Origin of the sequence: Streptomyces sp. NBC_01750 (genome assembly GCF_035918095.1) — a bacterium.
Lineage (GTDB): Bacteria > Actinomycetota > Actinomycetes > Streptomycetales > Streptomycetaceae > Streptomyces.
Genome location: NZ_CP109137.1, coordinates 1,728,179 through 1,751,769 on the forward strand (window position 1 = coordinate 1,728,179; position 23,591 = coordinate 1,751,769).

General features: G+C 70.7%; 23 protein-coding genes and 1 pseudogene. 8 read left to right on the plus strand and 16 right to left on the minus strand.

The window, feature by feature from the left end; translation table 11 throughout:
• Positions 1–57 precede the first annotated feature (57 nt).
• The 3 genes from rplT to infC form a co-directional block, all read right to left on the minus strand.
• Positions 58–450 (minus strand): 50S ribosomal protein L20, encoded by a 393-nt coding sequence (gene rplT / locus OG966_RS07710; protein ID WP_326648697.1) that lies wholly within the window; start codon positions 448–450, stop codon positions 58–60.
• A 109-nt stretch (positions 451–559) separates the two neighbouring features.
• Positions 560–754 carry a 50S ribosomal protein L35 gene (gene rpmI, locus OG966_RS07715; RefSeq protein WP_326648698.1) on the minus strand — a complete coding sequence of 65 codons (195 nt, stop codon included), beginning with the start codon at positions 752–754 and terminating at the stop codon, positions 560–562.
• 123 nt (positions 755–877) lie between these two features.
• Positions 878–1,564, minus strand: a complete 687-nt coding sequence (gene infC, locus OG966_RS07720; RefSeq protein WP_326648699.1) for a translation initiation factor IF-3 — start codon at positions 1,562–1,564, stop codon at positions 878–880.
• Positions 1,565–1,917: 353 nt separating this feature from the next.
• Here infC and OG966_RS07725 point away from each other — a divergent pair, with 353 nt between their 5' ends.
• Entirely contained in the window at positions 1,918–2,277 is a 360-nt protein-coding gene (locus OG966_RS07725) for a DUF1844 domain-containing protein (protein WP_326648700.1), read from the plus strand.
• Between the two features lie 3 nt (positions 2,278–2,280).
• Here the strand turns inward: OG966_RS07725 and OG966_RS07730 are convergent, their stop codons facing one another.
• Positions 2,281–3,012: an SseB family protein gene (locus tag OG966_RS07730; RefSeq protein ID WP_326648701.1), complete on the minus strand. Its 732-nt coding sequence runs from the start codon at positions 3,010–3,012 to the stop codon at positions 2,281–2,283.
• A gap of 23 nt (positions 3,013–3,035) precedes the next feature.
• Between OG966_RS07730 and OG966_RS07735 the strand changes: the two genes are divergently transcribed.
• Positions 3,036–3,635 carry a serine hydrolase gene (locus tag OG966_RS07735; RefSeq protein ID WP_326648702.1) on the plus strand — a complete coding sequence of 200 codons (600 nt, stop codon included), beginning with the start codon at positions 3,036–3,038 and terminating at the stop codon, positions 3,633–3,635.
• On the opposite strand, the gene mycP is transcribed toward OG966_RS07735, so the two are convergent.
• Positions 3,622–4,791, minus strand: coding sequence for a type VII secretion-associated serine protease mycosin (gene mycP, locus OG966_RS07740; protein WP_326648703.1), 1,170 nt, complete (start codon positions 4,789–4,791; stop codon positions 3,622–3,624). The genes OG966_RS07735 and mycP overlap by 14 nt on opposite strands.
• Complete coding sequence (locus OG966_RS07745) at positions 4,788–5,573, minus strand: hypothetical protein (protein WP_326655118.1); 786 nt, start codon at positions 5,571–5,573, stop codon at positions 4,788–4,790. Before OG966_RS07745 ends, mycP begins: the two co-directional genes overlap by 4 nt.
• 1,000 nt (positions 5,574–6,573) lie before the next feature.
• Here OG966_RS07745 and OG966_RS07750 point away from each other — a divergent pair.
• Positions 6,574–7,776, plus strand: a complete 1,203-nt coding sequence (locus OG966_RS07750; RefSeq protein ID WP_326648704.1) for an amino acid deaminase/aldolase — start codon at positions 6,574–6,576, stop codon at positions 7,774–7,776.
• Between the two features lie 159 nt (positions 7,777–7,935).
• Here OG966_RS07750 and OG966_RS07755 read toward each other — a convergent pair whose 3' ends face one another.
• The 5 genes and pseudogenes from OG966_RS07755 to OG966_RS07775 all read right to left on the minus strand — a co-directional run bounded on the left by OG966_RS07755 (position 7,936) and on the right by OG966_RS07775 (position 12,526).
• A complete protein-coding gene (locus OG966_RS07755; protein WP_326655563.1) occupies positions 7,936–8,466 on the minus strand; it encodes a hypothetical protein in 531 nt (176 codons plus the stop codon).
• Between the two features lie 379 nt (positions 8,467–8,845).
• Positions 8,846–8,920: pseudogene (locus OG966_RS07760) on the minus strand (DUF2510 domain-containing protein); the annotation flags it as partial.
• Positions 8,921–8,994: 74 nt separating this feature from the next.
• A complete protein-coding gene (locus OG966_RS07765) occupies positions 8,995–9,780 on the minus strand; it encodes a 3-oxoacyl-ACP reductase (RefSeq protein WP_326648705.1) in 786 nt (261 codons plus the stop codon).
• A 5-nt stretch (positions 9,781–9,785) separates the two neighbouring features.
• Positions 9,786–11,153, minus strand: a complete 1,368-nt coding sequence (locus OG966_RS07770; protein WP_326648706.1) for an aldehyde dehydrogenase family protein — start codon at positions 11,151–11,153, stop codon at positions 9,786–9,788.
• A gap of 8 nt (positions 11,154–11,161) precedes the next feature.
• Positions 11,162–12,526, minus strand: coding sequence for a glutamine synthetase family protein (locus OG966_RS07775; RefSeq protein WP_326648707.1), 1,365 nt, complete (start codon positions 12,524–12,526; stop codon positions 11,162–11,164).
• 87 nt (positions 12,527–12,613) lie between these two features.
• Here OG966_RS07775 and OG966_RS07780 point away from each other — a divergent pair, with 87 nt between their 5' ends.
• From OG966_RS07780 to OG966_RS07790, 3 genes are all read left to right on the plus strand, one after another.
• On the plus strand, positions 12,614–13,333 hold the full coding sequence (locus tag OG966_RS07780; protein WP_326655119.1) for a FadR/GntR family transcriptional regulator: 720 nt from the start codon (positions 12,614–12,616) through the stop codon (positions 13,331–13,333).
• 122 nt (positions 13,334–13,455) lie between these two features.
• A complete protein-coding gene (gene eat / locus OG966_RS07785; RefSeq protein ID WP_326648708.1) occupies positions 13,456–14,901 on the plus strand; it encodes an ethanolamine permease in 1,446 nt (481 codons plus the stop codon).
• Between the two features lie 53 nt (positions 14,902–14,954).
• Positions 14,955–15,632: a gamma-glutamyl-gamma-aminobutyrate hydrolase family protein gene (locus OG966_RS07790; RefSeq protein WP_326648709.1), complete on the plus strand. Its 678-nt coding sequence runs from the start codon at positions 14,955–14,957 to the stop codon at positions 15,630–15,632.
• Positions 15,633–15,759: 127 nt separating this feature from the next.
• Here OG966_RS07790 and OG966_RS07795 read toward each other — a convergent pair whose 3' ends face one another.
• Positions 15,760–16,698: a LysR family transcriptional regulator gene (locus OG966_RS07795; protein ID WP_326648710.1), complete on the minus strand. Its 939-nt coding sequence runs from the start codon at positions 16,696–16,698 to the stop codon at positions 15,760–15,762.
• A 70-nt stretch (positions 16,699–16,768) separates the two neighbouring features.
• Between OG966_RS07795 and OG966_RS07800 the strand changes: the two genes are divergently transcribed.
• Both OG966_RS07800 and OG966_RS07805 read left to right on the plus strand, forming a co-directional pair.
• Positions 16,769–17,899, plus strand: a complete 1,131-nt coding sequence (locus tag OG966_RS07800; RefSeq protein ID WP_326648711.1) for a TDT family transporter — start codon at positions 16,769–16,771, stop codon at positions 17,897–17,899.
• Positions 17,900–18,375: 476 nt separating this feature from the next.
• Complete coding sequence (locus tag OG966_RS07805; protein ID WP_326648712.1) at positions 18,376–18,729, plus strand: hypothetical protein; 354 nt, start codon at positions 18,376–18,378, stop codon at positions 18,727–18,729.
• Positions 18,730–18,853: 124 nt separating this feature from the next.
• On the opposite strand, the gene OG966_RS07810 is transcribed toward OG966_RS07805, so the two are convergent.
• The 4 genes from OG966_RS07810 to OG966_RS07825 form a co-directional block, all read right to left on the minus strand.
• On the minus strand, positions 18,854–19,582 hold the full coding sequence (locus OG966_RS07810) for a helical backbone metal receptor (RefSeq protein ID WP_326648713.1): 729 nt from the start codon (positions 19,580–19,582) through the stop codon (positions 18,854–18,856).
• A 10-nt stretch (positions 19,583–19,592) separates the two neighbouring features.
• On the minus strand, positions 19,593–20,180 hold the full coding sequence (locus OG966_RS07815) for a helix-turn-helix domain-containing protein (RefSeq protein WP_326655121.1): 588 nt from the start codon (positions 20,178–20,180) through the stop codon (positions 19,593–19,595).
• 169 nt (positions 20,181–20,349) lie between these two features.
• Entirely contained in the window at positions 20,350–22,182 is a 1,833-nt protein-coding gene (locus OG966_RS07820) for an ABC transporter permease/substrate binding protein (RefSeq protein WP_326648714.1), read from the minus strand.
• Positions 22,175–23,323, minus strand: coding sequence for a quaternary amine ABC transporter ATP-binding protein (locus OG966_RS07825; RefSeq protein ID WP_326648715.1), 1,149 nt, complete (start codon positions 23,321–23,323; stop codon positions 22,175–22,177). Before OG966_RS07825 ends, OG966_RS07820 begins: the two co-directional genes overlap by 8 nt.
• Positions 23,324–23,591 lie beyond the last annotated feature (268 nt).

A 23,591-nucleotide genomic window follows, 5' to 3' on the forward strand; every position in this document is an offset into this window, starting at 1 on the left:
AAACACACCGGACCCGCAGGCCAAAGGCCTGCGGGTCCGGTCGGCTCGATGCGGCCGTCAGGCCGCCGACTCGGCCTTCGGGGCGTTGACGTCGCTCGGAAGCGCCTTCTGGGCGACCTCGACGAGCGCGGCGAACGCGTTGGCGTCGTTGACCGCGAGCTCGGCCAGGATCTTGCGGTCCACCTCGATGTTGGCGGCCTTCAGACCCTGGATGAGGCGGTTGTACGTCATGCCGTTCTGGCGGGCAGCGGCGTTGATGCGCTGGATCCACAGCTGACGGAAGTCGCCCTTGCGCTTCTTGCGGTCGTTGTAGTTGTAGACCAGGGAGTGGGTGACCTGCTCCTTGGCCTTGCGGTACAGGCGCGAACGCTGACCGCGGTAACCGCTGGCGGCCTCGAGAATTGCCCGGCGCTTCTTGTGGGCGTTGACTGCCCGCTTGACGCGTGCCACTTGTTAACTCCTTGTAGCGGGGCTGGGATTTAGAGTTCGACTCACCCCGGCCCGGAAACGAATTGGTCCCGGTCTCGGCTCGTGTCCCCGGAGACCGGGGACACGGGCGTCACTTGCCGAGAAGCTTCTTGATGGTCTTCGAGTCACCCGGGGCCATCTCGGCGTTGCCGGTGAGGCGACGCGTCAGCCTGGACGACTTGTGCTCGAGCAGGTGGCGCTTGCCGGCACGCTCACGGAGCACCTTGCCGGAGCCGGTGATCTTGAAGCGCTTCTTGGCACCGCTGTGCGTCTTGTTCTTCGGCATCGCGCCGTTATCTCCTCGTCAGTGGCGCTCCCCCGGTGCGGACACCGGACAACAGGAGCGTCAGATCTTGGTTTGTGGGTTTCCGGGCGGGACCCGGGGCCGCCTGGGTGGCAGCCCCCTGGATCACGCCTCGGAGGGCGTCTCGGAAGGCGTCTCGGAGGGTGCTTCGGCCGGAGCCTTCGCAGCCTCGTCCGCCGACTCCTCGTGCGTGTAGCCCTGACGCTCCGCCTTGCGGGCGGCCTGGGCCTCACGCGCCTCGGCCATGGCCTCGGTCTTCTTCTTGTGCGGACCAAGAACCATGATCATGTTCCGGCCGTCCTGCTTCGGGTTCGACTCGATGAAGCCGAGGTCCTCGACGTCCGAAGCGAGACGCTGCAGCAGGCGGAAGCCAAGCTCGGGGCGGGACTGCTCACGACCACGGAACATGATCGTGATCTTGACCTTGTCACCCTGCTTGAGGAACCGGACGACGTGACCCTTCTTGGTGTCATAGTCGTGCGGGTCGATCTTCGGCCGGAGCTTCATCTCCTTGATGACCGTGTGCGCCTGGTTCTTGCGCGCCTCACGGGCCTTCATGGCCGACTCGTACTTGAACTTCCCGTAGTCCATGAGCTTGCACACGGGCGGCCGGGCGGTTGCCGCGACCTCGACCAGGTCGAGGTCGTATTCCTGCGCAAGCTCGAGGGCCTTGGCAAGCGGAACAATCCCGACCTGCTCGCCGCTGGGACCGACAAGTCGCACTTCGGGAACGCGAATCCGGTCGTTGATGCGGGGCTCGGCGCTGATGGATCCTCCTAGGTAGCACCACACGGATGTCTGGCAGGCAGCCGCGTAACGTCTGTTTCGTGAGACCAACCGCACCGGGTCATGAAAAATGCCCCGGACGGGACACAGGCGGCAGCTCCTCGAATACCGGAGCACCGCCGCGGTCAACCGCGGGGCGCACATCGGGCGACTTCCATCGTCCGTACGGAACGATGGGCGCCACCTGACCGGTGACCCGCCGCCCAGAAGGACGGCCAGGTGGGAGATCGGAGCCTCCACTTGTGGGCCGGGCACACACGTGACCGGCCGGTCGTTACACAAGGTTAGCAGCTTCGGCCGAACACGGCTAATTGGGGTCAGCGGCCGGACGCGGCCCGCCGGGGCCTATCGTGTGCGTCATGAGTGACGCGACCCCCAATGAATCTCCCGGCTTCGACGACATGACCCGCGACATCGCGGAGGTCCCCGCCGTCGAGGTGATCGTCACGGTCGCGGTGAACCTGATGAGCGCCGCCGCCGTCAAGCTCGGTCTGACCGAGGACGGCGCGGACCACAAGGACCTGGACGAGGCCCGCAAGCTGGTGCATGCGCTGGCCGGTCTGATGGACGCGAGCGCGACCGAGATCAGCTCCTTCCACGCGGCACCGCTGCGTGACGGGCTGAAGTCGCTGCAGCTGGCGTTCCGCGAGGCGTCGCTGGTACCGGACGAGCCTGGCCAGGGCCCGGGAGAGAAGTACACCGGACCCGTTTACGGCTAGCGGCTACTCACGTACGAACAGGGGCTCGCCCGAAGGCGTGGCCTCGGCCGGCAGCAGCGCCAGGTCGAGGCCCCGCACCAGGCGGGCCCTCAGTGCGTCGTCCGCCGCCAGTGCCTCGGCGACGCGCCGGGCCGTCTCGGCGGGGGCCGCGTCCCGGGCGAGGATCAGGGCCAGGGTGCCGTCCGCGCCGCCCGGGCCGAGATGGGCCCGGAGCACCGCGGGCTCGGCGGCGACCGCGGCCGTCACCGCGGCGATGACCGTGGGGTCCTGGAGCGGGTCGGGATTCGTACGCCCCTCGGCGAGGGCGAGCAGCGCAGGGCCGGTCAGCTGGTACGGGACGGGTCCCGCCAGATCGAGCACCACCGTGTCGGCCTTTTCGTGGGCGGCCGCCTGCAGCGCCTGGTGGAGCGGTACGGCGACGGGACGGGCCTCGGGGTTCCAGAGGGCGAGCGACGCGATCGAGGTGAAGGCAGGCAGGGCGCGGCGGTCGCCCGCGGTCAGCGTCGGCACCGCCATATCGCTGGTCTTCTCGCGGCGCAGTCCCTTCTCGTCCTCCTCGACCTCGCCGAGCACGGCCACGACGGGGACCAGCAGCCGGGCGGTGCGGAGGGCTTCGAGGACCGGCCGTACGGCGGTTCTGTCGTCCGCCCAGGCGGCGAGGGCCGACGTCAGAGCGGGGTCGGCCGTGCCGTCGTCGTCGGAGAATCCGGGGTCTGGGATGTTCTTGAGCGCCACAGGTCGACCCTAACCTCCCTGGTATGAGTGCCAGTGTCCCGGTCGCCGTCTCGGTCGCCCTGCCCGGCCGCTCCTACGGCGAGAAGCGGACGTATCCCTCGGCGAGCATCGTGAAGGTCTCGATCCTGGCCGCGCTGCTGCAGCGGGGGCGTCCGCCGACCACGCGGGAGCGGGCGCTCGCCCGCGCCATGATCGTGCGGAGCGACAACGACGCGGCGTCGGTGCTGTGGGAGACGATCGGCGGTGCGGCCGGGCTGGACGTCGCACACGAACGGCTCGGGCTCACCGGGACCCGGGCGGAGTCGGCGTGGGGGCTGACGCGGACCACCGCGCGGGATCAGCTCACCCTGATGCGGGCTGTGTTCGGCGGGCCCTACGCGTATCTGCGCTCCTTGATGGAGCAGGTGGTCGACGGGCAGAGCTGGGGGGTGTCGGCCGCGGGCGGTGAGTGGGCGCTGAAGAACGGCTGGATGCCGATGCGCGACACCGGGCTGTGGGTCGTCCACTCCGTCGGGCGGGCCGGTGGCTGTCCGATCGCGGTGCTCTCCGACGGGCATCCGACGATGGAGGCGGGTATCGCGCGCGTCGAGGAGGCGGTGCGGGAGGCGGTCAGTCCCTGCTGACCCGGCCGCCGCGCCAGAGCACCACGGCTCCCGCCAGGAGCAGGGCGCCGACGCCACCGGCGAGCGGGGCGAGCCAGCCCGCCGGTTCCGCGTCCTCCTTCACGGCGGCGGGACCGGAGCCGAAGTACTGCTTGCCGTAGCCGGCAGTGGCCGCCTTCGGATCCGCGGGGCGCAGCTTCGCCGCCGCCTTGATCGCGGCGACCGGATCGACCATGCCGTATCCCTTGGAGTCGTCGCGGGCGCTCTTGTGCCCGCTCCGGGCCGTGTCGGTGAGGAGCTTCTTGATCTGGGCGGGAGCCAGGCCCGGGTGGGCGGCCCGCACCAGGGCGACCGCGCCGGAGACGAACGCGGACGCGGCGCTGGTGCCCCAGCCCTGGTAGTACTTCCGGTCGGGGTCGGCGATGACGATGTCGACGCCGGGGGCGCTGACGGTTGCGTACCACCGGCGGGTGGAGAAGGCGGCGTGGGTGCCGAAGCGGTCGACGGCCGTCACGGCGATCACGCCGGGGTAAGCGGCGGGGTACGAGATGTGGTCGCCCTTCTCGCCGCCGTTGCCCGCCGAGGCGACGACAACGGAGCCTTTGGCGAGCGCGTACTGCACTGCGGCGTCCTCGCCCGCCTCGGGGTGCGCGGACTCGCTGTCGTCGCCGAGGGAGAGGTTGATGACGTCGGCGCCCTGGTCGGCGGCCCAGCGGATGCCCTGGGCGAGGGCGGTGCCGCGGGAGCTGCGGGCCTTGTCGCGGGCCTTGTCGGTGCCTTCGAGGATGACCCGGACCGGGAGGATCTTCGCCTCGGGAGCGATGCCGATGACGCCGTCCTCGCGGCCGGAACCATGGCCGTGAGCGGCGATGATGCCGGCCATCGCGGTGCCGTGGCGGGCCCAGGCCCGTGAGCCGCGCTGCGCGCCGAAGCCGATGAAGTCCTTGCCGGGGAGGACGGTGCCCGCGAGGTCCGGGTGGCTGTCGTCCACGCCGGTGTCGAGGACGGCGACCGTGATGCCGCTGCCCTTGGTGATGTCCCAGGCCCGGTCGGTCCTCATGGCGTCGAGCGCCCACTGCTGGGCCCGTATGGCATCCGCGTGCGCGGGAGTCGCCGGCAGCAGTACGAAGGCGGCGGCCGCGAAGGCGGCGCCGAGGCGATGGCGGCGGCGTGTCATTCGGGCTTCTCCGTGGCCGTGCGGACGGTCTTGCGCAGACCGGCCTCTATACGGTCGGCGATCCCCTTGGCCTCGTGGCCGAGGCCGGCCTGGGCCGGCGCGGAGGTCGCGCCTTCGGCCCTCGCCTCGTCGGCGGGCTGGGGGTCGGTGACGGCACGCCCGTCGGCGAAGCCGGACACGGCGTAGACGATGACGGGCGCGTCGGTCAGCACGCTCACGGTCCAGCTCGCGCGCTGTCCGTTGCCGAACCCGGCGGCGACGGTGTTCTTGGCCGGGAGGGTGCGGGGCATCAGATCGGGGCGCTCGTCGAGCCCCTCCGAGGTGAAGCGGGCGTCCAGCGCGCTCATCGCATCCACGTCGGCCTCGGTGAAGATCATGCCGACGGTGGTGACGCTGCTGGTGGTGGCGTCGGTGTAGGTGGCGCGCAGCACCCGCGCGCAGCCGACCGGCTGCAGGGTCTTGAGCAGCAACGGATCGAGGGCGATCACGCAGGCGCCGTCCGGCGCGACGGCGATCCGGGTCCACACCCGGTCCGCGCGGCCGGGCCCGGCGCCGGTGCCGTTGAGGGTGCGCGGGAACAGCGTGTCCACGGGGACGCTGTGCCAGAGGGTGCGCGCCTCGGTGTAGCCGGTACGGGCGGTGGGGTCCGCGCTCGAGTCGCCGGTGAGCCAGCTGCCGGTGGCCGCGCCGCCGATCAGTCCGAGCCCGAGTACGACACACGCGAGGGCGCCGAGGGTGCGGCCGGTGCGCCGGGTGCGCACCGGGCGCAGCCGGGTGGTCATCTCGACGGGCGTCTCCGGTGGTGCCCAGGAGCGGGGGCCGGGGACCGTGTGGGCCGCGGGCTGCCCGGCGCCGGGCCGCGGCGTGAGGTCGACTGCCCCGACGGGCCTGCGCCGGGTGGGGGCGGCGGTGGGCCGGGGCGGCGCCTGGGGCGGCAGGGGCGCGGAGATGGGCGGGGGCACGGGCGCGCGTCGGAGCGCGGAGATGGGCCGCAGCCGGGTGGTGGTCTCGACGGCGGGGACGCCGGTCTCGTCCGGGGCCGCAGCGGGGCTCGGCAGCATGTGTCGCTCGGCGGAGGGGGCTGTTCCGGGCCGGGGCGCGGCGGGGCGCGGCGGAAGACCGGGCAGCGGCGGCTCGGCGGCGGGCGCGCTCGGCGTGGGCGGGGCGGCAGGGGGCCGACGCGCCTGCATGCCGCCGGAGTCGGGCCCGGCGGCAGACGCGCTCGGCGTGGGCGGGGAGGCCAACGGCCGGGCGCTGCCATGTGGGGCAGGACGGCCGGCGTCGGCTCCACCGGACGGCTCCGGGACGGCGGGACCCCCGCCGCCGGGCCGGGCGCCGGGCTCGGCCGGCGTCGACTGATGCCGGTCCGGCCCGCCGGGTGCACCGTGGCGCTCGGGGTCCATGGCCAAAGAGGCATCGGAACGCGCGGGCGGCGGATCCGCCGGCAGGAATTGCGTGATGCCGGATGCGCGCAGCGCTCTCGGCGCCGTCTCCGGCGGGACCAGGGCATCAGTGATACGCGAGGTGCTGGGCGCCGTCTCCCCGTCGTCCGGCTGGGGCGAGTGCGGGCCGGGAGGTCGCTGCGCCTCCGTGCTCATCCCGCCCCCTGTTTCTCGTCCACGGACACCGACGGTTCGCCTTTCCGGGCAGGCCCGTTCGTCACCGCGTGTCCGTCACTCTACGGGCTGGAACGAGCCCGGCGGCAACGAGGCCGGGGGTCCGGGAGGATCTGCCCAGAACATCCCCCTACCCTGCGGTAATCCGGTCTGGCAAGCTCGGGCCATGACTCCCCGAGCCGCTGACCGGGCCCGCTACGACAGGGCCACCGCCCAGCTCGACGCACCGCTCGCCGTCGTCGATCTCGACGCGTTCGACGCCAACGCCGACGATCTGGTGCGCAGAGCGGGCGGCAAGCCGATCCGGGTGGCGAGCAAGTCCGTACGCTGCCGGGCGCTGCTGGAGCGGGTGCTGGAGCGGGACGGGTTCGCCGGGATCATGTCCTTCACGCTGGCCGAATCCCTGTGGCTGGCCAGGTCGGGCTTCGACGATGTGCTGCTCGCGTACCCGTCGGCGGACCGGGCCGGTTTCGCGGAGCTGGCCGCTGACCCGAAGCTCGCCGCCGCGGTGACCGTGATGGTCGACGATCCGGCTCAGCTGGAACTGATCGACCGTGCCCGTGACGGCGGCACGGAGGAGGTCCGGGTCTGTCTGGAGCTGGACACGTCGTTGAAGCTGCTCGGGGGGCGGGTGCGGATCGGGGCGCTGCGCTCCCCGCTGCGCGAGCCGGCCCAGCTGGCCGAGCTGGCCCGGACGATCGCGCGTCGCCCCGGCTTCCGGCTGGTGGGGCTGATGGCGTACGAGGGGCATGTCGCGGGTGTGGGCGACTCCCTCGCCGGGCGCCCGGTGCGCTCCCGCGCCATCCGGCTGATGCAGGGCGCCGCGCGCCGGGAGCTGGCGGCCCGGCGGGCGGCGGTGGTGCGCGCGGTACGGGCGGTGACCCCGCACCTGGAATTCGTCAACGGCGGTGGCACCGGCAGTGTCCAGCACACGGCGGCCGAGGACGCGGTCACGGAGATCGCCGCCGGTTCCGGGCTGTACGTACCGCGGCTGTTCGACAACTACACGTCGTTCACGGGGCGTCCGGCCGCACTCTTCGCCCAGCCGGTGGTGCGCAGGCCGGGCGTGGGTGTGGTCACGGTGCTCGGCGGCGGCTACCCCGCCTCCGGTGCGCCGGGTGCGGACCGGCTGCCGGTGCCGTATCTCCCGGAAGGTCTTCGCTACGACCCGCAGGAGGGGCCCGGCGAGGTGCAGACCCCGCTGCTCGGCGCGCCCGCCGACGATCTGCTGATCGGCGACAAGGTGTGGTTCCGGCATGCCAAGGCCGGGGAGATGTGTGAGCGCTTCGACACTCTGCAGCTGATCGAGGGTGACCGGGTGACCGGCACGGCACCGACGTACCGGGGCGAGGGCCGCACGTTCCTCTAGGGCCGCACGCTCCTCTGAGCAGGGGAAAAGACATTCGGCCGGGTACGAAGCATTCAGCCAGGGCCGTTCGCAGCCGGTTTCGTCCCCGATCGCCGGACGGCCCGATGTGCTCGATCGCCGGACGGCCTTATGTCCTGGGTCGCCGGAGGGCACAATGACCTAGCCCGGGCCGATGCTGCTGCCGACTCCGCCGCTCGTGGAGTCGCCGATCGGGCGGATGCTCGCGGCGATCCTGTCCATGTCGGTGAGCTTGGGCCCCTGCGGACCCGCGTCGAAGGCGAACCGCACGACGACCATTGCCTCGCTGCCCACGGTCGAGGGGAAGGCCAGCGACTGGACGTAGCCGCCGGGACCGGCTCCGGTGGCGACCCGCCAGCGCACGAGGTAGCCGGCCCGCCCGGCGACCGCGACGGACTGCGACTTGAGCACCGTATGGGACTTGATGCCGCCGTGGATTCGGCTGCCGACGGCGTCCTCCTCGTAGGCGTCGTCCGCCGCCGTCACGATGTCCTTCCTGGCCAGCGCGGCCACGGAGGTCTCACCGGTCTGCGCCGCCGTGATGGACGAGACCCGGCCGTGCCGGCAGAGCGACGAGCCGCCGGCGGGGCACTCGTACGTCTCGTCCGTCACCATCGTCGTGCCCTTGTCGAGGGAGCTGTCGGACGTCTCCCAGCCGGCCGGGATGGGCATGGAGATGCCGTTGAGCTGGTCGGTCAGAAGAGCGGAGTCGGCGGAGCCGGCGGTCGCCGACGGGGCGGCGGCGGGGCGGCGGCGGGGCGGCGGCGGGGCTGTTGCCGGTGTCGGTCGTGGTGGGGACCGGTTCGCTGACGGTTGGCGCGGACTCGGGCTTCGCGGACCCGTCGTCCTTGCCGAGCAGTACGGCGCCGGTGGCGACCGCGGCGACGAGCACGAGGCCCGCGGTGACAAGTGCGACGACACGGCCTTTGCCGCCACCGTTCCCGCCGGACGTGAGGGACGGCTGATGCATCGGCACGGTCTGCGGGCCGAAGCCCGGAACCGGGGCGGCCGGGGCCTGCGCCTGGACCGCGCGTGTGTGCGCGGTCCAGGCGGTCCCGTCCCACCAGCGTTCGGTGCCGGGCGCGTTCGGGTCCGGGTACCAGCCAGTGGGTGTCGTCATGCTCATCCGGCCACCCTAGGGGGCCGGTTCAGGCCGGGTACAGCGCGGGCCCCCACCCGGCGGCCGTACTCCGGGCCGGGCTACAGAGGCGTGACGTACGCGCCCGAGATTCCGCCGTCGACCAGGAAGTCGGTGGCGTTGATGAACGAGGAGTCGTCGCTGGCGAGGAAGGCCACGGCGGCGGCGAGCTCGTCCGCCTCCGCGAACCGTCCGGCCGGGATGTGGACGAGCCGACGCGCGGCGCGCTCCGGGTCCTTGGCGAACAGCTCCTGCAGAAGCGGGGTGTTGACCGGCCCCGGACAGAGCGCGTTCACCCGGATCCCCTCGCGCGCGAACTGCACGCCGAGCTCGCGCGACATGGCGAGCACACCACCCTTGGACGCGGTGTAGGAGATCTGGGAGGTCGCCGCGCCCATGATCGCCACGAAGGACGCGGTGTTGATGATGGAGCCGCGGCCCTGGCGCTGCATATAGGGGATGGCGGCCTTGCAGCAGAGGTACACGGAGGTGAGGTTGACCTCCTGGACGCGGCGCCAGGCCTCGAGTCCGGTGGTGAGGATGGAGTCGTCGTCGGGCGGTGAGATGCCCGCATTGTTGAAGGCGATGTCGACGCTGCCGTAGGTGTCGTTCGCGGTCTTGAAGAGGGCCTCGACCTGATCGGCATCGGTGACGTCGACCCGTACGAAGGTGCCGCCGACCTCTTCGGCCGCCGCCTTGCCCGCGATCTCGTCGATGTCGCCGCAGACGACATTGGCGCCCTCGGAGGCCAGCCGGCGCGCGGTGGCCCGGCCGATGCCGCTGCCGGCGCCGGTGATGACGGCGGTACGGCCGATCAGGCGGCGGCAGATGGGGGTTGCGTCGGTCATGGTGCTCAGGCCTCCGTGCTGATGAAGACGTTCTTGGTTTCGGTGAAAGCGGTGAGGGCATCCGGGCCCAGTTCGCGGCCGACTCCGGACTGCTTGTAGCCGCCGAACGGGGTCCAGTAGCGGACACTGCTGTGGGAGTTGACCGAGAGGTTGCCGGCGGCGACGGCACGCGAGACGCGGATCGCGCGGCCGACGTCGCGAGTCCAGATCGAGCCTGACAGGCCGTACTCGGTGGCGTTGGCGAGCCGGATCGCATCCGCCTCGTCCTCGAAGGGGAGGACGACGGCGACCGGGCCGAAGACTTCCTCGCAGGCGGCCGGGGCGTCCGGGTCGAGGCCGGTGAGGACCGTCGGCGGGAACCAGAAGCCGGGGCCTTCGGGCGCGGTGCCGCGGATCCCCTTCAGCTCTTCGGGTGCGTAACCACGCACCCGCTCCAGCTGAGCCTGCGAAATCAGCGGGCCCATCTGGGTCTTCTCGTCGAACGGATCGCCAACGACGACGGACTCGATCCCGGGGGTGAGGAGTTCGAGGAAGCGGTCGTACACGGAACGCTGCACCAGGACACGGCTGCGCGCGCAGCAGTCCTGTCCCGAGTTGTCCAGAAAGGACATGGGGGTTGCGGCGACCGCGGCCTCGAGGTCGGAGTCGGCGAAGACGATGTTGGGGCTCTTGCCGCCCAGTTCGAGCGTCACGCGCTTCAGGCGATCGGCGCTCTTGGCCATGATCTGCTTGCCGACCCTGGTGGACCCGGTGAAGACGATCTTCGCGACGCCGGGGTGTTCGACCAGCGCGTTGCCAGTGACGTCGCCCGCGCCCGGGAGCACCTGGAAGAGATGCTCGGGAAGGCCGGCCTCCAGGGCGAGTTCGGCGAGCCGCAGCGCGGTCAGCGGGGTCGTCTCGGCCGGCTTGAGGAGGACGGCGTTGCCCGCGGCGAGGGCCGGGGCCGTACCCCAGGCGGCAATCGGCATGGGGAAGTTCCAGGGCGCGATCACGCCGATGACGCCGAGCGGTTCGAGGATCGTGATGTCGAGTCCGCCGGCGACAGGGATCTGGCGGCCGTTGAGCCGCTCCACCCCCCCGGCCGCGAAGTCGAGGAGATCGCGGACGTTACCGGCCTCCCAGCGGGCGTTGCCGATCGTGTGCCCGGCCTCGCGGACCTCCAACCGGGCCAGTTCTTCGAGGTGTTCGTCGACGACCGCGGCGAACCGGCGCAGCTGTCTGGCCCGGTCCGCGGGGGCTGCGGCCGCCCAGCCCTGCTGGGCCTCCGCCGCCCGCGCGACGGCGGCGTCGACCTCGGCCGCCGTCGTCGCCGGGACGGTCTCGATGACCTGCCCGGTGGCGGGGTTGAGCACCTCGTGGTGCGTGTACGACACAGCGTGCCTCACAGACGTTCGAAGGAGCGGCGGAGCTCCCAGTCGGTCACCGCGGCATCGAAGGCTTCCAGCTCGACCCGCGCCATGTTGCGGTAGTGCGCGACGACCTCGTCGCCGAAGGCCGCCTTGGCGATGGGGCTGTTCTCCCAGAGCTCGGCGGCTTCGCGCAGTGTGGTGGGGACCTGCGCGTATCCGGCGGTGTACGCGTTGCCCGTGCACTCCTGCGGCAGTTCCAGCTGCTGCTCGATGCCGTACAGACCGGCGGCGACCAGGCCGGCGACGGCCAGGTGCGGGTTGACGTCGCCGCCCGGCAGCCGGTTCTCGAAGCGCATCGAGCGGCCGTGACCGACGACGCGGAGCGCGCAGGTGCGGTTGTCGTAGCCCCAGGCGACGGCGGTCGGCGCGAAGGAGCCGGGCTGGAAGCGCTTGTACGAGTTGATGTTGGGCGCGTACAACAGCGAGAACTCACGCAGCGCCGCCAGCTGCCCGGCCAGGAAGTACCGCATGACCTGCGACATTCCGCCGGGGCCATCGCCCGCCATGACATTGGTGCCGTGCTCGTCCTGGAGCGAGAGGTGGATATGACAGGAGTTGCCCTCGCGCTCGTTGTACTTGGCCATGAAGGTGAGCGAGACACCTTCCTGGGAGGCGATCTCCTTCGCGCCGGTCTTGTAGACGGCGTGCTGGTCGCAAGTGACCACGGCCTCGTCGTACTTGAAGGCGATCTCGTGCTGACCGGGATTGCACTCACCCTTGGCGGACTCGACGGTCAGGCCGGCCGCGGCCATCTCGTTGCGGATCCGGCGCAGCAGCGGTTCGATGCGGCCGGTACCGAGAACCGAGTAGTCGATGTTGTACTGGTTGGCCGGGACGAGGTCGCGGTAGTCGCGGTCCCAGGCCTCCTCGTAGGTGTCCCTGAAGACGATGAACTCGAGCTCGGTGCCCACATGCGCGGTGAAGCCGTGCTCGGCGAGGCGGTCCAGCTGACGGCGCAGCACCTGGCGGGGTGCGGCGACAACGGGTGAGCCGTCGTTCCAGGCGAGGTCGGCGACGAGCAGTGCCGTGCCCTCGTTCCAGGGGATACGGCGCAGTGTGGTGAGGTCGGGGTGCATGGCGAAGTCGCCGTAACCCCGCTCCCAGGAGGACATCTCGTAGCCGTCGACGGTGTTCATCTCGATGTCGACGGCGAGGAGGTAGTTGCAGCCCTCGGTGCCGTGTTCCAGAACCTCGTCGAGGAAGAAAGGCGCGGCGAACCGCTTGCCCTGGAGCCGTCCTTGCATATCGGGGAAGGCCAGGACGACTGTGTCGATCTCACCGCTCGCGACGAGGGCACGAAGCTCCTCGACCCCGAGCGGGGCTTTGCGGTCTGCCACGGGATTACGCCTCCTTGGGTCAGCCGGAAGCCTTAAGGTATTACCGAAGACCATTATCTGGGAAGAGGAAACGGCGACGTGGTGAAGATGAGTGAACCGGCCGACCGGCTGACACCCGTGCTGCGTCCCGTGCGCGCGGGCAACGGCTTCGAGGAAGCGCTGGAACAGATTCTTCAGCTGCTGCGGCTCGGACTGGTCCCCGGCGGCGGGCGGCTGCCCGCGGAGCGCGAGCTCGCGGAGCGGATGGGGATCAGCCGGGTCACGCTGCGCGAAGTGCTGAAGGTCCTGGGCGACCAGGGGCTGGTGGAGAGCCGGCGCGGCCGGTACGGCGGAACGTTTGTACTGCAGCGGCCCGACAGCCAGGGCGAGGACGAGCTGCGGCGGCGCGTGGCTGCCGTGGACGTCGAGGACACGCTGCGTTTCCGGGAGGTGCTCGAGGTGGGGGCGGCCGGTCTCTGCGCCGCTCACGGCCTGACCGATGAGGGCGCGGACCGGCTGCGTACGGCACTGGCCGCGACGCACGACGCCCCGCTCGCCGAGTACCGGAGGCAGGACACGCTGCTGCATCTGACCCTCGCCGAGCTCTCCGGCTCCCCCACGCTGACCGCGCAGTACGCCGCGGTGCGGGCGACACTGAACGATCTGCTGGACTGCATTCCGCTGCTCGTACGCAATCTCGAGCACTCACAGCATCAGCACACAGCCCTGGTCGAGGCGGTGCTGGACGCGGACTCGGACGCGGCCCGCGAGGTGATGCGGGAGCACTGCGAGGGGACGGCGGCGCTGCTGCGCGGCTTCCTGTCCTGACCTTCCACCTCGACCTCACGTCAACCGATCCGTAACCACGGCTTTACGCGCGGGGCTTGCGCATCCATGACGGCGACCGCAAAGGTGTGCGCACAAACCTTTGACTCAGCCAGGAGCGACTCATGGCCGAAGACACCACCACGCGCCCGCCATCACCGGCCGACGACACCTATCTGAACCGGCGCACGCTGCGCAGGGGCAGCGCCGGCTGGCTGCTGCTCACCGGCCTCGGCGTCGCCTACGTCGTCTCCGGGGACTTCTCCGGCTGGAACATCGGCCTGTCCAAGGGCGGCTTCGGCGGACTCGCGATAGCCACGCTGCTGATGGGCGCGATGTACGCCTGCCTGGTCTTCGCGCTCGCCGAACTCTCCGCGATCCTGCCGACGGCGGGCGGCGGCTACGGCTTCGCCCGCCGCGCGCTCGGGACCTGGGGCGGGTTCCTGACCGGTACCGCGATCCTCATCGAGTACATTCTCGCGCCCGCCGCGATCTCCATCTTCATCGGCGACTACGTCGAATCGCTCGGCCTCTTCGGCCTGGAGTCCGGCTGGCCGGTCTACCTCGCCTGCTTCGCGATCTTCATCGGCATCCATCTGTGGGGCGTCGGCGAGGCGCTGCGCTTCAGCCTGGTGGTGACGGCGATCGCGGTCGCGGCACTGCTGATCTTCGCGGTCGGCGCGCTCACCGACTTCAGCGTGGGCGGGCTCGACGACATCCCCGTCGACAAGGACGCGCTCGGCTCGGGCTCCTGGCTGCCGTTCGGACTGCTGGGCATCTGGGCGGCGTTCCCGTTCGGCATGTGGTTCTTCCTCGGCGTCGAGGGCGTACCCCTGGCGGCGGAGGAGGCGAAGGACCCGGTGCGCTCCATGCCGCGGGCGCTGTCGATCTCCATGGGCATCCTGGTGCTGCTGGCCGTGCTGACCTTCTTCGCCTCGACCGGCGCGCGCGGCTCGAACGCCATCCAGGAGGCCGGAAACCCGCTGGTGGTGGCGTTGCAGGGAGACGGCGACCCGACGCCGCTGAGCCGCTTCGTCAACTACGCGGGTCTGGCCGGCCTGGTCGCGTCCTTCTTCTCCCTCATCTACGCGGGCTCGCGCCAGCTCTTCGCGCTCTCGCGGGCCGGCTATCTGCCGCGCTTCCTCTCGCTGACCAGCCGCCGGAAGTCGCCGTATCTCGGACTGCTGATCCCGGGAGCGATCGGCTTCGCACTGGCGGCGGGGACGGGCAACGGGGCGCGGATGCTGAACATCGCGGTCTTCGGCGCGACGATCTCGTACGCGCTGATGGCTCTCTCACACATTGTGCTGAGGCGCCGCGAGCCCGAACTCCACCGCCCGTACCGCACGCCCGGCGGCATCCTCACCTCGTCCGTCGCCTTCGTCCTCGCGCTGTCCGCGCTGGTGGCGACGTTCCTGGTGGACAAGGACGCAGCGTTCATCGCGCTGGGCGTCTACGCCGTCGCTCTCGCCTACTTCGCGATCTACAGTCGGCACCATCTGGTCGCGCGGGCGCCGGAGGAGGAGTTCGCGGCACTGGCGGCGGCCGAGGCCGAACTCGAACGGGACTGAGCAGAACGCGAACGAGGCTGAGCGAAAGTCGGACGAAGCTGAAGGGAGTCACTGTGTCCAAGCCGCTGATCGGCGTCACGACCTATCTGGAACCCGCCAAATGGGGCGTGTGGGAGATGCCCGCGGCGCTGCTGCCCGCCGGATATCCGCGCCTCGTCCAGTCGGCGGGCGGCCTCGCCGCGCTGCTCCCACCGGATGACCCGGCCCTGGCCGAGCCGGTCGTGTCCCGCCTGGACGGGCTCGTCATCGCGGGCGGCGCGGATGTCGAGCCCATACGGTACGGGGCCGAACCCGATCCCCGCACCGGCCCGCCGGCGCGGGACCGGGACGCGTGGGAACTCGCCCTGATCCGGGCGGCGTTGGAGTCCGGCACACCCCTGCTGGGGATCTGCCGGGGCCTGCAGCTGCTGAACGTGGCGCTCGGCGGGACGCTGGTCCAGCACCTGGACGGGCATGTCGGAGGCGTGGGTGTCTTCGGCCGGCACACGGTGAAGCCCGTGCCCGGGACACGGTACGCGGAGATCGTGCCGGAGGAGTCGTCGGTCCCGACGTACCACCACCAGTCGGTGGACCGCCTGGCGGACGCGCTGGTGGCGAGCGCGCACGCGGAGGACGGCACGGTGGAGGCGGTGGAACTGCCGGGTGCGGGCTGGGCGCTGGCGGTGCAGTGGCATCCGGAGGCGGGCGAGGACGAGAGGGTGATGTCGGCGCTGGTACGTGCGGCGGGCTGAGGGGACGGGGCCCCTCAGCCGGGCAGCCCTCCCCGGTCCGGGCCTGCCCCCGGACCGGGGCATCACCGGGCCGGGCCGGGTCACTCCTGGCGAGCGCCCCCCGCGCGGCCACCCGCGCAAGTCCTCGTCACCCCGTCGCCGGACCCCTCCGGGTCAGCGTCAGCAAATCGCGGGCCGGGCCCGCCGGACGGTGGGAGGTGGGCCAGACAGCGCGGAGATCACGATGCAGCTGGACCTTCTCCACCGGGATCTCCACCAGGCGGCGCGACGCCAGCTCGTCCGTCACCGCCAGTTCGCTCAGGACCGCCGGGCCCGCCCCGCTCACCGCCGCCGCCTTCACCGCCGTCGTCGACGCGAGCTCGAGGAGCGGGTCCGCGAGGCCCCCGTACTCACTGAGCGCCGAGTCGAGGACCTGGCGCGTGCCCGAGCCCCGTTCGCGCAGGATCAGCGGTGTGGCCGCGAGTTCCGCCGACGACAGCGGCGCACGGCGGCGGGCCCACACATGGCTCGGGGCCGCGACCACGACGAGCCGGTCGTGGCCGATGGCCGTCCCGTCCAGCCCCTCGGGGACGGCCAGGCCCTCCACGAAGCCCAGATCCGCCTCGCCCGCGAGCAGACGCCGGGCCACCATCGCCGAGTTTCCGGCCAGCAGCGAGACCGCCGTACCGGGGCGCTCGGCACGGAGCGCGATCAGCCATCCCGGCAGCAGGTACTCCGCGATGGTCATCGAAGCCGCCACCCGCAGCCGCGAATCACGCCGCCCCCGCAGCGCCTGCGCCCCGGCGTCGAACGCCTCCGCCGCCTCCACCACCCGCCGCGCCCAGTCCGTGACGAGCGCACCCGCGTCGGTGAGCCGGGAGCCGCGCGGCGACCGGTCGACGAGGGCCACGCCCAACTGCCGTTCCATCGAGCGGATCCGGCTGCTCGCGGCCGGCTGCGTGATCCCGAGCTCGCGCGCCGCACGCCCCAGGCTGCCGTGCCGGGCGACCGCGAGCAGCAGCTCCAGCGCACCCAGGTCCGGCACCCGGTGCGCGAGAGGCACCCGGCCCTCGTCCTCGTCGCTCATAGATCCAGCTTATGGGGCCATAGGGCAGCGATCCCTGGTGGGGCTCCGCATCCCGCGTGAAAGTGAAGACATGGTCATCGCCGTGCAGCCCCGTTCCCGCACCGCCGCCGGCGCTCCCGCGGCCGTACGGCTGTACTCGTTCCGCCACTTCGGCCCCAACTGGTACGCGACCGTCATGGGCACGGCCATCGTCGCGAACGCCGGAGTCGCCCTCCCCGTCGACGTCCCGGGGCTGCGGACGGCCTGCGTCGCCGTGTGGGCGCTCTCCGCCGTGCTGCTGGCCCTCGTCCTGGCAGCGCGCGCCACGCACTGGATCCACCACCGCGACCAGGCCCGCGCCCACCTCGTGGACCCGGCGATCGCGCCCTTCTACGGCTGTCTGTCCATGGCGCTGCTGGCCGTCGGAACCGGCACGCTGACCGTGGGTCAGGACGTCATCGGCGAGAGCGCGGCCGTGGCGGCCGCAGCCGTGCTCTTCGGCATCGGCACCCTCATCGGACTCTGCGCCGCCGTCGTCGTCCCGTACCTGATGGTCGTCCGCCATCTGGTGACGCCCAGCACCGCCTCACCGGTCTGGCTGCTCCCCGTCGTCTCCCCCATGGTCTCCGCGTCGCTCGGTCCCCTGCTGGTACCTCATCTGCCGGCCGGCCAGTGGCGGGAGGCGATGCTGCTCGGGAGCTACGCGATGTTCGGGATCAGTCTGCTGGCGACCTCCGTCATCCTGCCGATGGTCTTCGCCCGGCTCGTCCACCATGGCCCGCTGCCGCTCGCTCTCACCCCCACCCTCTTTCTGGTCCTCGGCCCGCTCGGCCAGTCGACCACCGCCGTCAGCAAGCTCGCGGACGTGGCTCCCGGTGCGATCGCGGCTCCGTACGCCACCGGCTTCGGCGCCTTCGCGGTGATCTATGGCGTCCCTGTGATGGGTTTCGCGCTGATGTGGCTGGCGCTCGCGGGCTCGATGGTGGTGCGCGCCGCACGCGAAGGCATGCCCTTCACGATGACCTGGTGGGCCTTCACCTTCCCGCTCGGCACCTGTGTGACCGGCGCGGAGGGGCTGGCGGGCCATACGGGGCTGGTCGCGCTCGAGTGGCTGGCGGTCGGCCTGTTCGCCGTCCTTGTCACGGCATGGGCCGTGACCGGAGTGCGTACCCTGCGGGGTCTGTTCAGCGGAGCGCTGCTCGCAGCGCCTCTGCAGAAGTAGCCTTTCCGCGCCGATCAGCGCTTCGCGCCTCACAAGGCCCAACAAGGCCCAAGGCGCGCGGCGATCTCCCTGCGCCCAAGTACACGGCACCGGATTCCATAAATGGTCCGCGTCCCGTCACCACAACTACGGCGGGCGAGCATTTCACGAGCAACGCCATTGGGGTTTCGGATCGTCTCGCTGCGCGGGGCGTTCTGATGGTCAGGAAGAATTCGCGGCGGGCGAGACAATTCCCGCATCCGCGGATCGCCGCCGGGACCGGGCCTACTTGACACCCCATGACCAGCGCGCAGACAGGCTGATGTCCTGGTCAACGGGCCGCCTGGGCACTCCCGAAGGGCTAGCTTGCGAGACATCGGAGATGGGCGGAAGCTGGACTTGTGGGTAACCAGCCCATGGGCGTCAAGCCGCTCACACCCTGAAGTCCGCTCAGGACTCATAGGACGCCGGACATCCACAGATGAGGAATCATCATCATGTCCAGAATATTCGGACGTCGAATCCCCGGCTTCGTCGGTGCATCTCTCCTGGCCTCCGCGCTTGCCTTTTCAGCTGCAACCCCAATTGCCGCCGCAGCGCCCAAGGCCTCAACCGTGACCGCATCAGCGGAATCTGCCATGACGCAGTCGCAGCAACAAACCCTGCCGACCAATAGCAGGTCGTGCGATCCATTCTCGAACCGCAACGGCTACAACAACGGCTACTACGGCTACTCGTCGGATTGTTTCAGGGACAATAGGGGTTACCGCGACTGCTTCCCCTTCTACGGGCTGGTGTACGACCCGTTTATCGGTGCGTACGTTCAAACCAACGTAAGAAGCTGCCGCTAGGGCAGGTGCCGATGCGCCGCTCTAAGCCGACACCGTGAGCCCTTGCGGTAAGTCACTGACAGGGTTTGGCAGTTGGCGCTGGTTCCAGTTCCACAACCGCAACTGCTTGAAGACGGTCCACGTCTTAGGCCAGTCGCTGCCGCGTTGCTCGTCGCAGCGACTGGCCGAGCACCGTCGGCGCCTCGGCCAGTGAGGGCCCGTACCAGGTCAGATGACGGCCGCTGACCAGCGCGGCGGGCAGCCGGGGAAAGGCCTCGGGCCCGTCGTCGGCCGCGAAGCGGTACGGCTCGTCGGGCAGGACCACCATCTGGGCGCCGCCCTCCCGAAGCTCCTCCAGCGGCATACGCGGATAGCGCTCGGCGTGCCCCGCGTACACATTCCTGACGCCGAGCCGGGCCAGCAGATCACCGGCGAAGGTGTCGCGGCCGAGCACCATCCACGGCCGCCGCCAGACCGGCACCACCGCCCGCCACGCCCCGGTGGGCGCGACCGCGGCCCACGCCGACTCCGCCTCGTCCAGCCAGCGCGGCCGTGCCACGCCGCACCCGGACACCAGCACCCGCTGCAGCTCGCGGAACGCCTGCTCCAGGTTGCGCACCTCGGTGACGAGGACCTCGATTCCCGCCGCCCGCAGTGCGGCCAGATCGGGCTCCCGGTTCTCCTCCTCGTTCGCGATCACGAGATCGGGGCGGAGCCCGGCCACGGCCGCCACATCCGGGTTCTTGGTGCCCCCGACCCGTGCGACATCGAGTTCCGCGGGATGGCTGCACCAGTCCGTGGCCCCGACCAGCAGCCCGGGTGCGCTGACGGCCACGGCCTCGGTCAGCGATGGCACCAGCGAGACGACGCGCACCGGGCCGCCCTCAGCGCCGCTGATCGGCGGGCGCGTCGATGTGGTCGGAGACGGTGACGACCAGGATCCGGGTGTCGGGTGAGGTGGCACGCCAGCGGTGCCGGACGCCGCCGGAGAGGAAGAGGGTGTCGCCGCGCGCGAGCCGGTAGGCGCGTCCTTCCGCCTCGACCTCCGCCGTACCCTCGGCGACGTACATCAGCTCGTCGTTGCGGTGCTGGAACTCGCGTCCCGCGTCATTCTCACCGGTGAATTCCAGGGCTTGCAGCTGATGGTGTCCCCGCACGAGGCGACGCGTCGTGACGGCGTGCGCAGCGGCGGCGGCATCCGGGGCGCGTACGACATTGATGGTGCGGGCGGCGTCGGACGCGGCGATCAGCCGGCCCACCGTGGTCTCCAGCGCGTCGGCGACCCGCTGGAGCGAACGCATGCTGGGACGGGCACGCTCGTTCTCGATCTGGCTGAGGAAGGGCACGGAGAGACCGCTGCGCTCCGCCACTGCCGCCAGCGTGAGGTCAAGGGCCCGGCGGCGCCTGCGGACGGCCGCGCCCACCCGAAGGGGTTCGGTCTCCTTCGGGTCCTTCGCGTCCATCGCGTCCATCGCGTCCATCAGCCGGGCTCCCCTCCCTGGTCCTGTATCACCTTACGCAGCTTCCGACCGCCGGTGCTCAGGGAGCAGGCCAGTACTGTGGCCGGCCCGGCCCGGACAGCCGGAAAGGGCGAGCCCCGCAAATGCGGGGCCCACCCTTTCGTGCGACGCTCGACCGCTGCTAGGGAGCAGTCGTGCTCGCGGCCTTGCCCACCTTGCCGACCGGGGTCCACTTCGCGGCGAGGTCCGGGTTCTCCTTGAGCCAGGCGCGTACCGCGTCCTGCTCCTTGCCCTTGCCCGTCGTCTGGATCTTGGCTTCAAGCTCCGTGAGCTGCTTCTCGGTCATCTTGAAGTTCTTGAGCCACTTGCCGACCTGCGGGTTGTCGGCGGCGAAGCCCTTGCGGGCCAGGGTGTGCACGCCGTCGCCCTTGCCCCAGGAGCCCTTGGGGTCCTTGAGCTTCTTCAGGTCGTAGGTGCTGTACGCCCAGTGCGGAGACCACAGCGTGGTGACGATGGGTTCCATCTTGTCGTACGCGCGCTTCAGCTCGGCGAGCATGCCGGGCGTCGAGCCGTCGACGACCTTGTACTCACCCTCAAGACCGTAGTCCTTCAGGACCTTGTCCTTGAGGATGCCCATCATTCCGGCGCTCGGCTCGATGCCGATGATCCGGCCCTTGAACTGACCCGACTTGCTCTTGAGGTCCTCGAGAGAGTCGATGCCCTTCATGTACGAGGGGACCGAGAGCTCCAGCGAGGTGGGGCCGTACCAGGAGCCCAGGTCCTCGAGCTTGTTCCGGTACTTCTTCCAGTACTGGGCGTGCGTGACCGGGAGCCAGGAATCGGTCTCCATGTCGACCTGGCCGCCGGCCAGACCGGTGTAGAGCGCTCCGGCCTCCAGCTGCTTGGTCTCCACCTCGAAGCCGCGCTTCTCCAGCAGCTCCTTCCAGAGGAAGGTGGAGGCGATGCCCTCGTCCCACGGGATGTATCCGATGGATACCTTCTTGCCCTGGCCGACGTTGCCGGCGGCCGAGGCGTCGGCGGACTTGGCCCCGCCGAACAGGCTCATGCCGCCCGCGACGAGCGCGAGGACGACGACACCGGCGACCGCGACGACCGGCTGCGGACGGTAGCTCCAGATCTTCGGCCCGCCCGTCATCGACTTGGCCTTGGCGAGGGCGCGACGGCCGAGCGGTGAGACCTGACGGCCCAGCGCGCTCGTCATCCGGTCCAGGTACATCGCCAGGATGACGATGGAGATGCCCGCCTCGAAGCCGAGGCCGATGTCGACATTGCCGATGGCGCGGTAGACCGCTCCGCCGAGACCGCCGCCGCCGACCATGCCGGCGATGACGACCATGGACAGGCCCAGCATGATCACCTGGTTGATACCGGCCATGATCGTGGGCAGGGCGAGCGGGAGCTGGACGCGCAGCAGGGTGTTGCGCGGCGTGGTGCCGAAGGCCTCGGCGGCCTCGACGAGCTCCTCGTCGACCTGCCGGATACCGAGCTCGGTCATCCGTACACCGGGCGGCAGGGCGAAGACGATGGTGGCGATGATGCCGGGGACCACGCCGACGCCGAAGAAGATGATGCCGGGGATCAGATAGACCATCGCCGGCATGGTCTGCATGAAGTCCAGGACCGGCCGGGTGACGGCACTGACGGTCTTGGAGCGCGAGGCCCAGATACCGAGCGGTACGGCGATCACCAGGGTGACGATCGTGGAGACGAGCACCAGGGAGAGGGTCGACATCGCGTCGTCCCACAGTTCGATGGAGTCGATCAGCGCGAAGCCGGCGAAGGCCAGCACGCCGCCGAGCAGACCCCGCAGCCACCAGGCGAGGACGGCGAGGATGCCGGCGAAGAGCAGCGGCTGGGGCGCCGAGAGCGCCGCGTCGATGCCGTCGTACATACCGGTGACGACCGAGGTGACGGCGTCGAACAGCCAGGAGAGATGGGACTGGAGCCAGTTGACACCGGCGTCGACCCAGTCGCCGAGGTGGAGCCTAGGCACTGGCCACCTCCTTGGTCACGCCCCGCTGCGGGACCTGTCGCTGTCCCGCGTCCTGCGGCGGAATCGCTGCCGGGGTCATCGGCTCGCCGAGGACCGCGAGCAGCCGGGCGCGCGGTACGACGCCGATCAGCTCCCCCTCGTCGTCGATGACGGCTACGGCGACGCCGCTGGTGGAGCAGGGGGTGAACAGCTCGATGATCGGCGTGTCGGCCGTGACCGTGGCGGGCGCCGCGGCGAGCACGTCCTTGGCGTTGCGCAGTTCCTTGCCGCTGTCCGTCTTCCGGCCGAACGACGTCTGCGGATCGGCCATGATCGCACCGGCGGTCAGCACCCGCGAGCGGTCGACGTCCTGGGTGAAGGAGGCGACATAGTCGTTGGCCGGGGTGACGAGGATGTCCTCGGCGGTGCCGAGCTGGACGATCCTGCCGTCCCGCATCACCGCGATCCGGTCGCCGAGGCGCATGGCCTCGTTGAGGTCGTGAGTGATGAAGACGATCGTCTTCTTGAGCCTCTTCTGCAGCTCGAGGAGCTGGTCCTGCATATCGCGGCGGATCAGCGGGTCGAGCGCGCTGAAGGACTCGTCCATCAGCAGCAGATCGGCGTCGGTGGCGAGCGCGCGGGCCAGGCCCACACGCTGCTGCATACCGCCGGAGAGCTCGTCGGGCCAGGAGTTCTCCCAGCCGGCGAGCCCGGCGAGCTCCAGGGCCTCGGCGGCGCGCTTGTCGCGCTCGGCGCGCGGGACGCCCTGCACCTCGAGGCCGTAGCCGGCGTTCTCCAGCACGCTTCGGTGCGGGAAGAGCGCGAAGTGCTGGAACACCATGCTGATCTTGGCCGAGCGTACGGAGCGCAGCTCGCGAGGGCTCAGGGCGGTCAGGTCCTCGCCGTCGAAGAGCACGCGTCCGGCGGTGGGCTCGAGCAGTCCGTTCAGCATGCGCAGCAGCGTGGACTTACCGGACCCGGACAGACCCATGACGACGAATATCTGACCCGGCTCGACGGCGAACGATGCGTCGATCACCGCCGCGGTCGTTCCGTCGGCGCGCAGCTCGTCGCGGTCGCTGCCGCTTTCGAGCTTGCGTACCGCTTCATCGGGTCGTCTGCCGAACACTTTGTACAAGTGCTCGGCTTGCAGCCTGGACACATACACCTCACGCGTAGAACCGAAAACGGCTCGCCAACCCCCGCAGGCGAGCCGTGGAACAGGACGGGTTCTGCCCGCTTGCCCGTGACATGTACCGGCCTTCTTGATCCAAAACCGTGCCAGGGGTCCGCTCCGGGTCCCCGCCTGCCCTTGCCCTTTCGGGCCAAACGCAACAGTGACCCACCTCACCCGGGCGGTGCGAGTCAGCTCCCGGCGGTGCGAATGGCCGCTGTCGGCGGAGAGCGGGTGGCTGTCAGTGGGGTGCGGC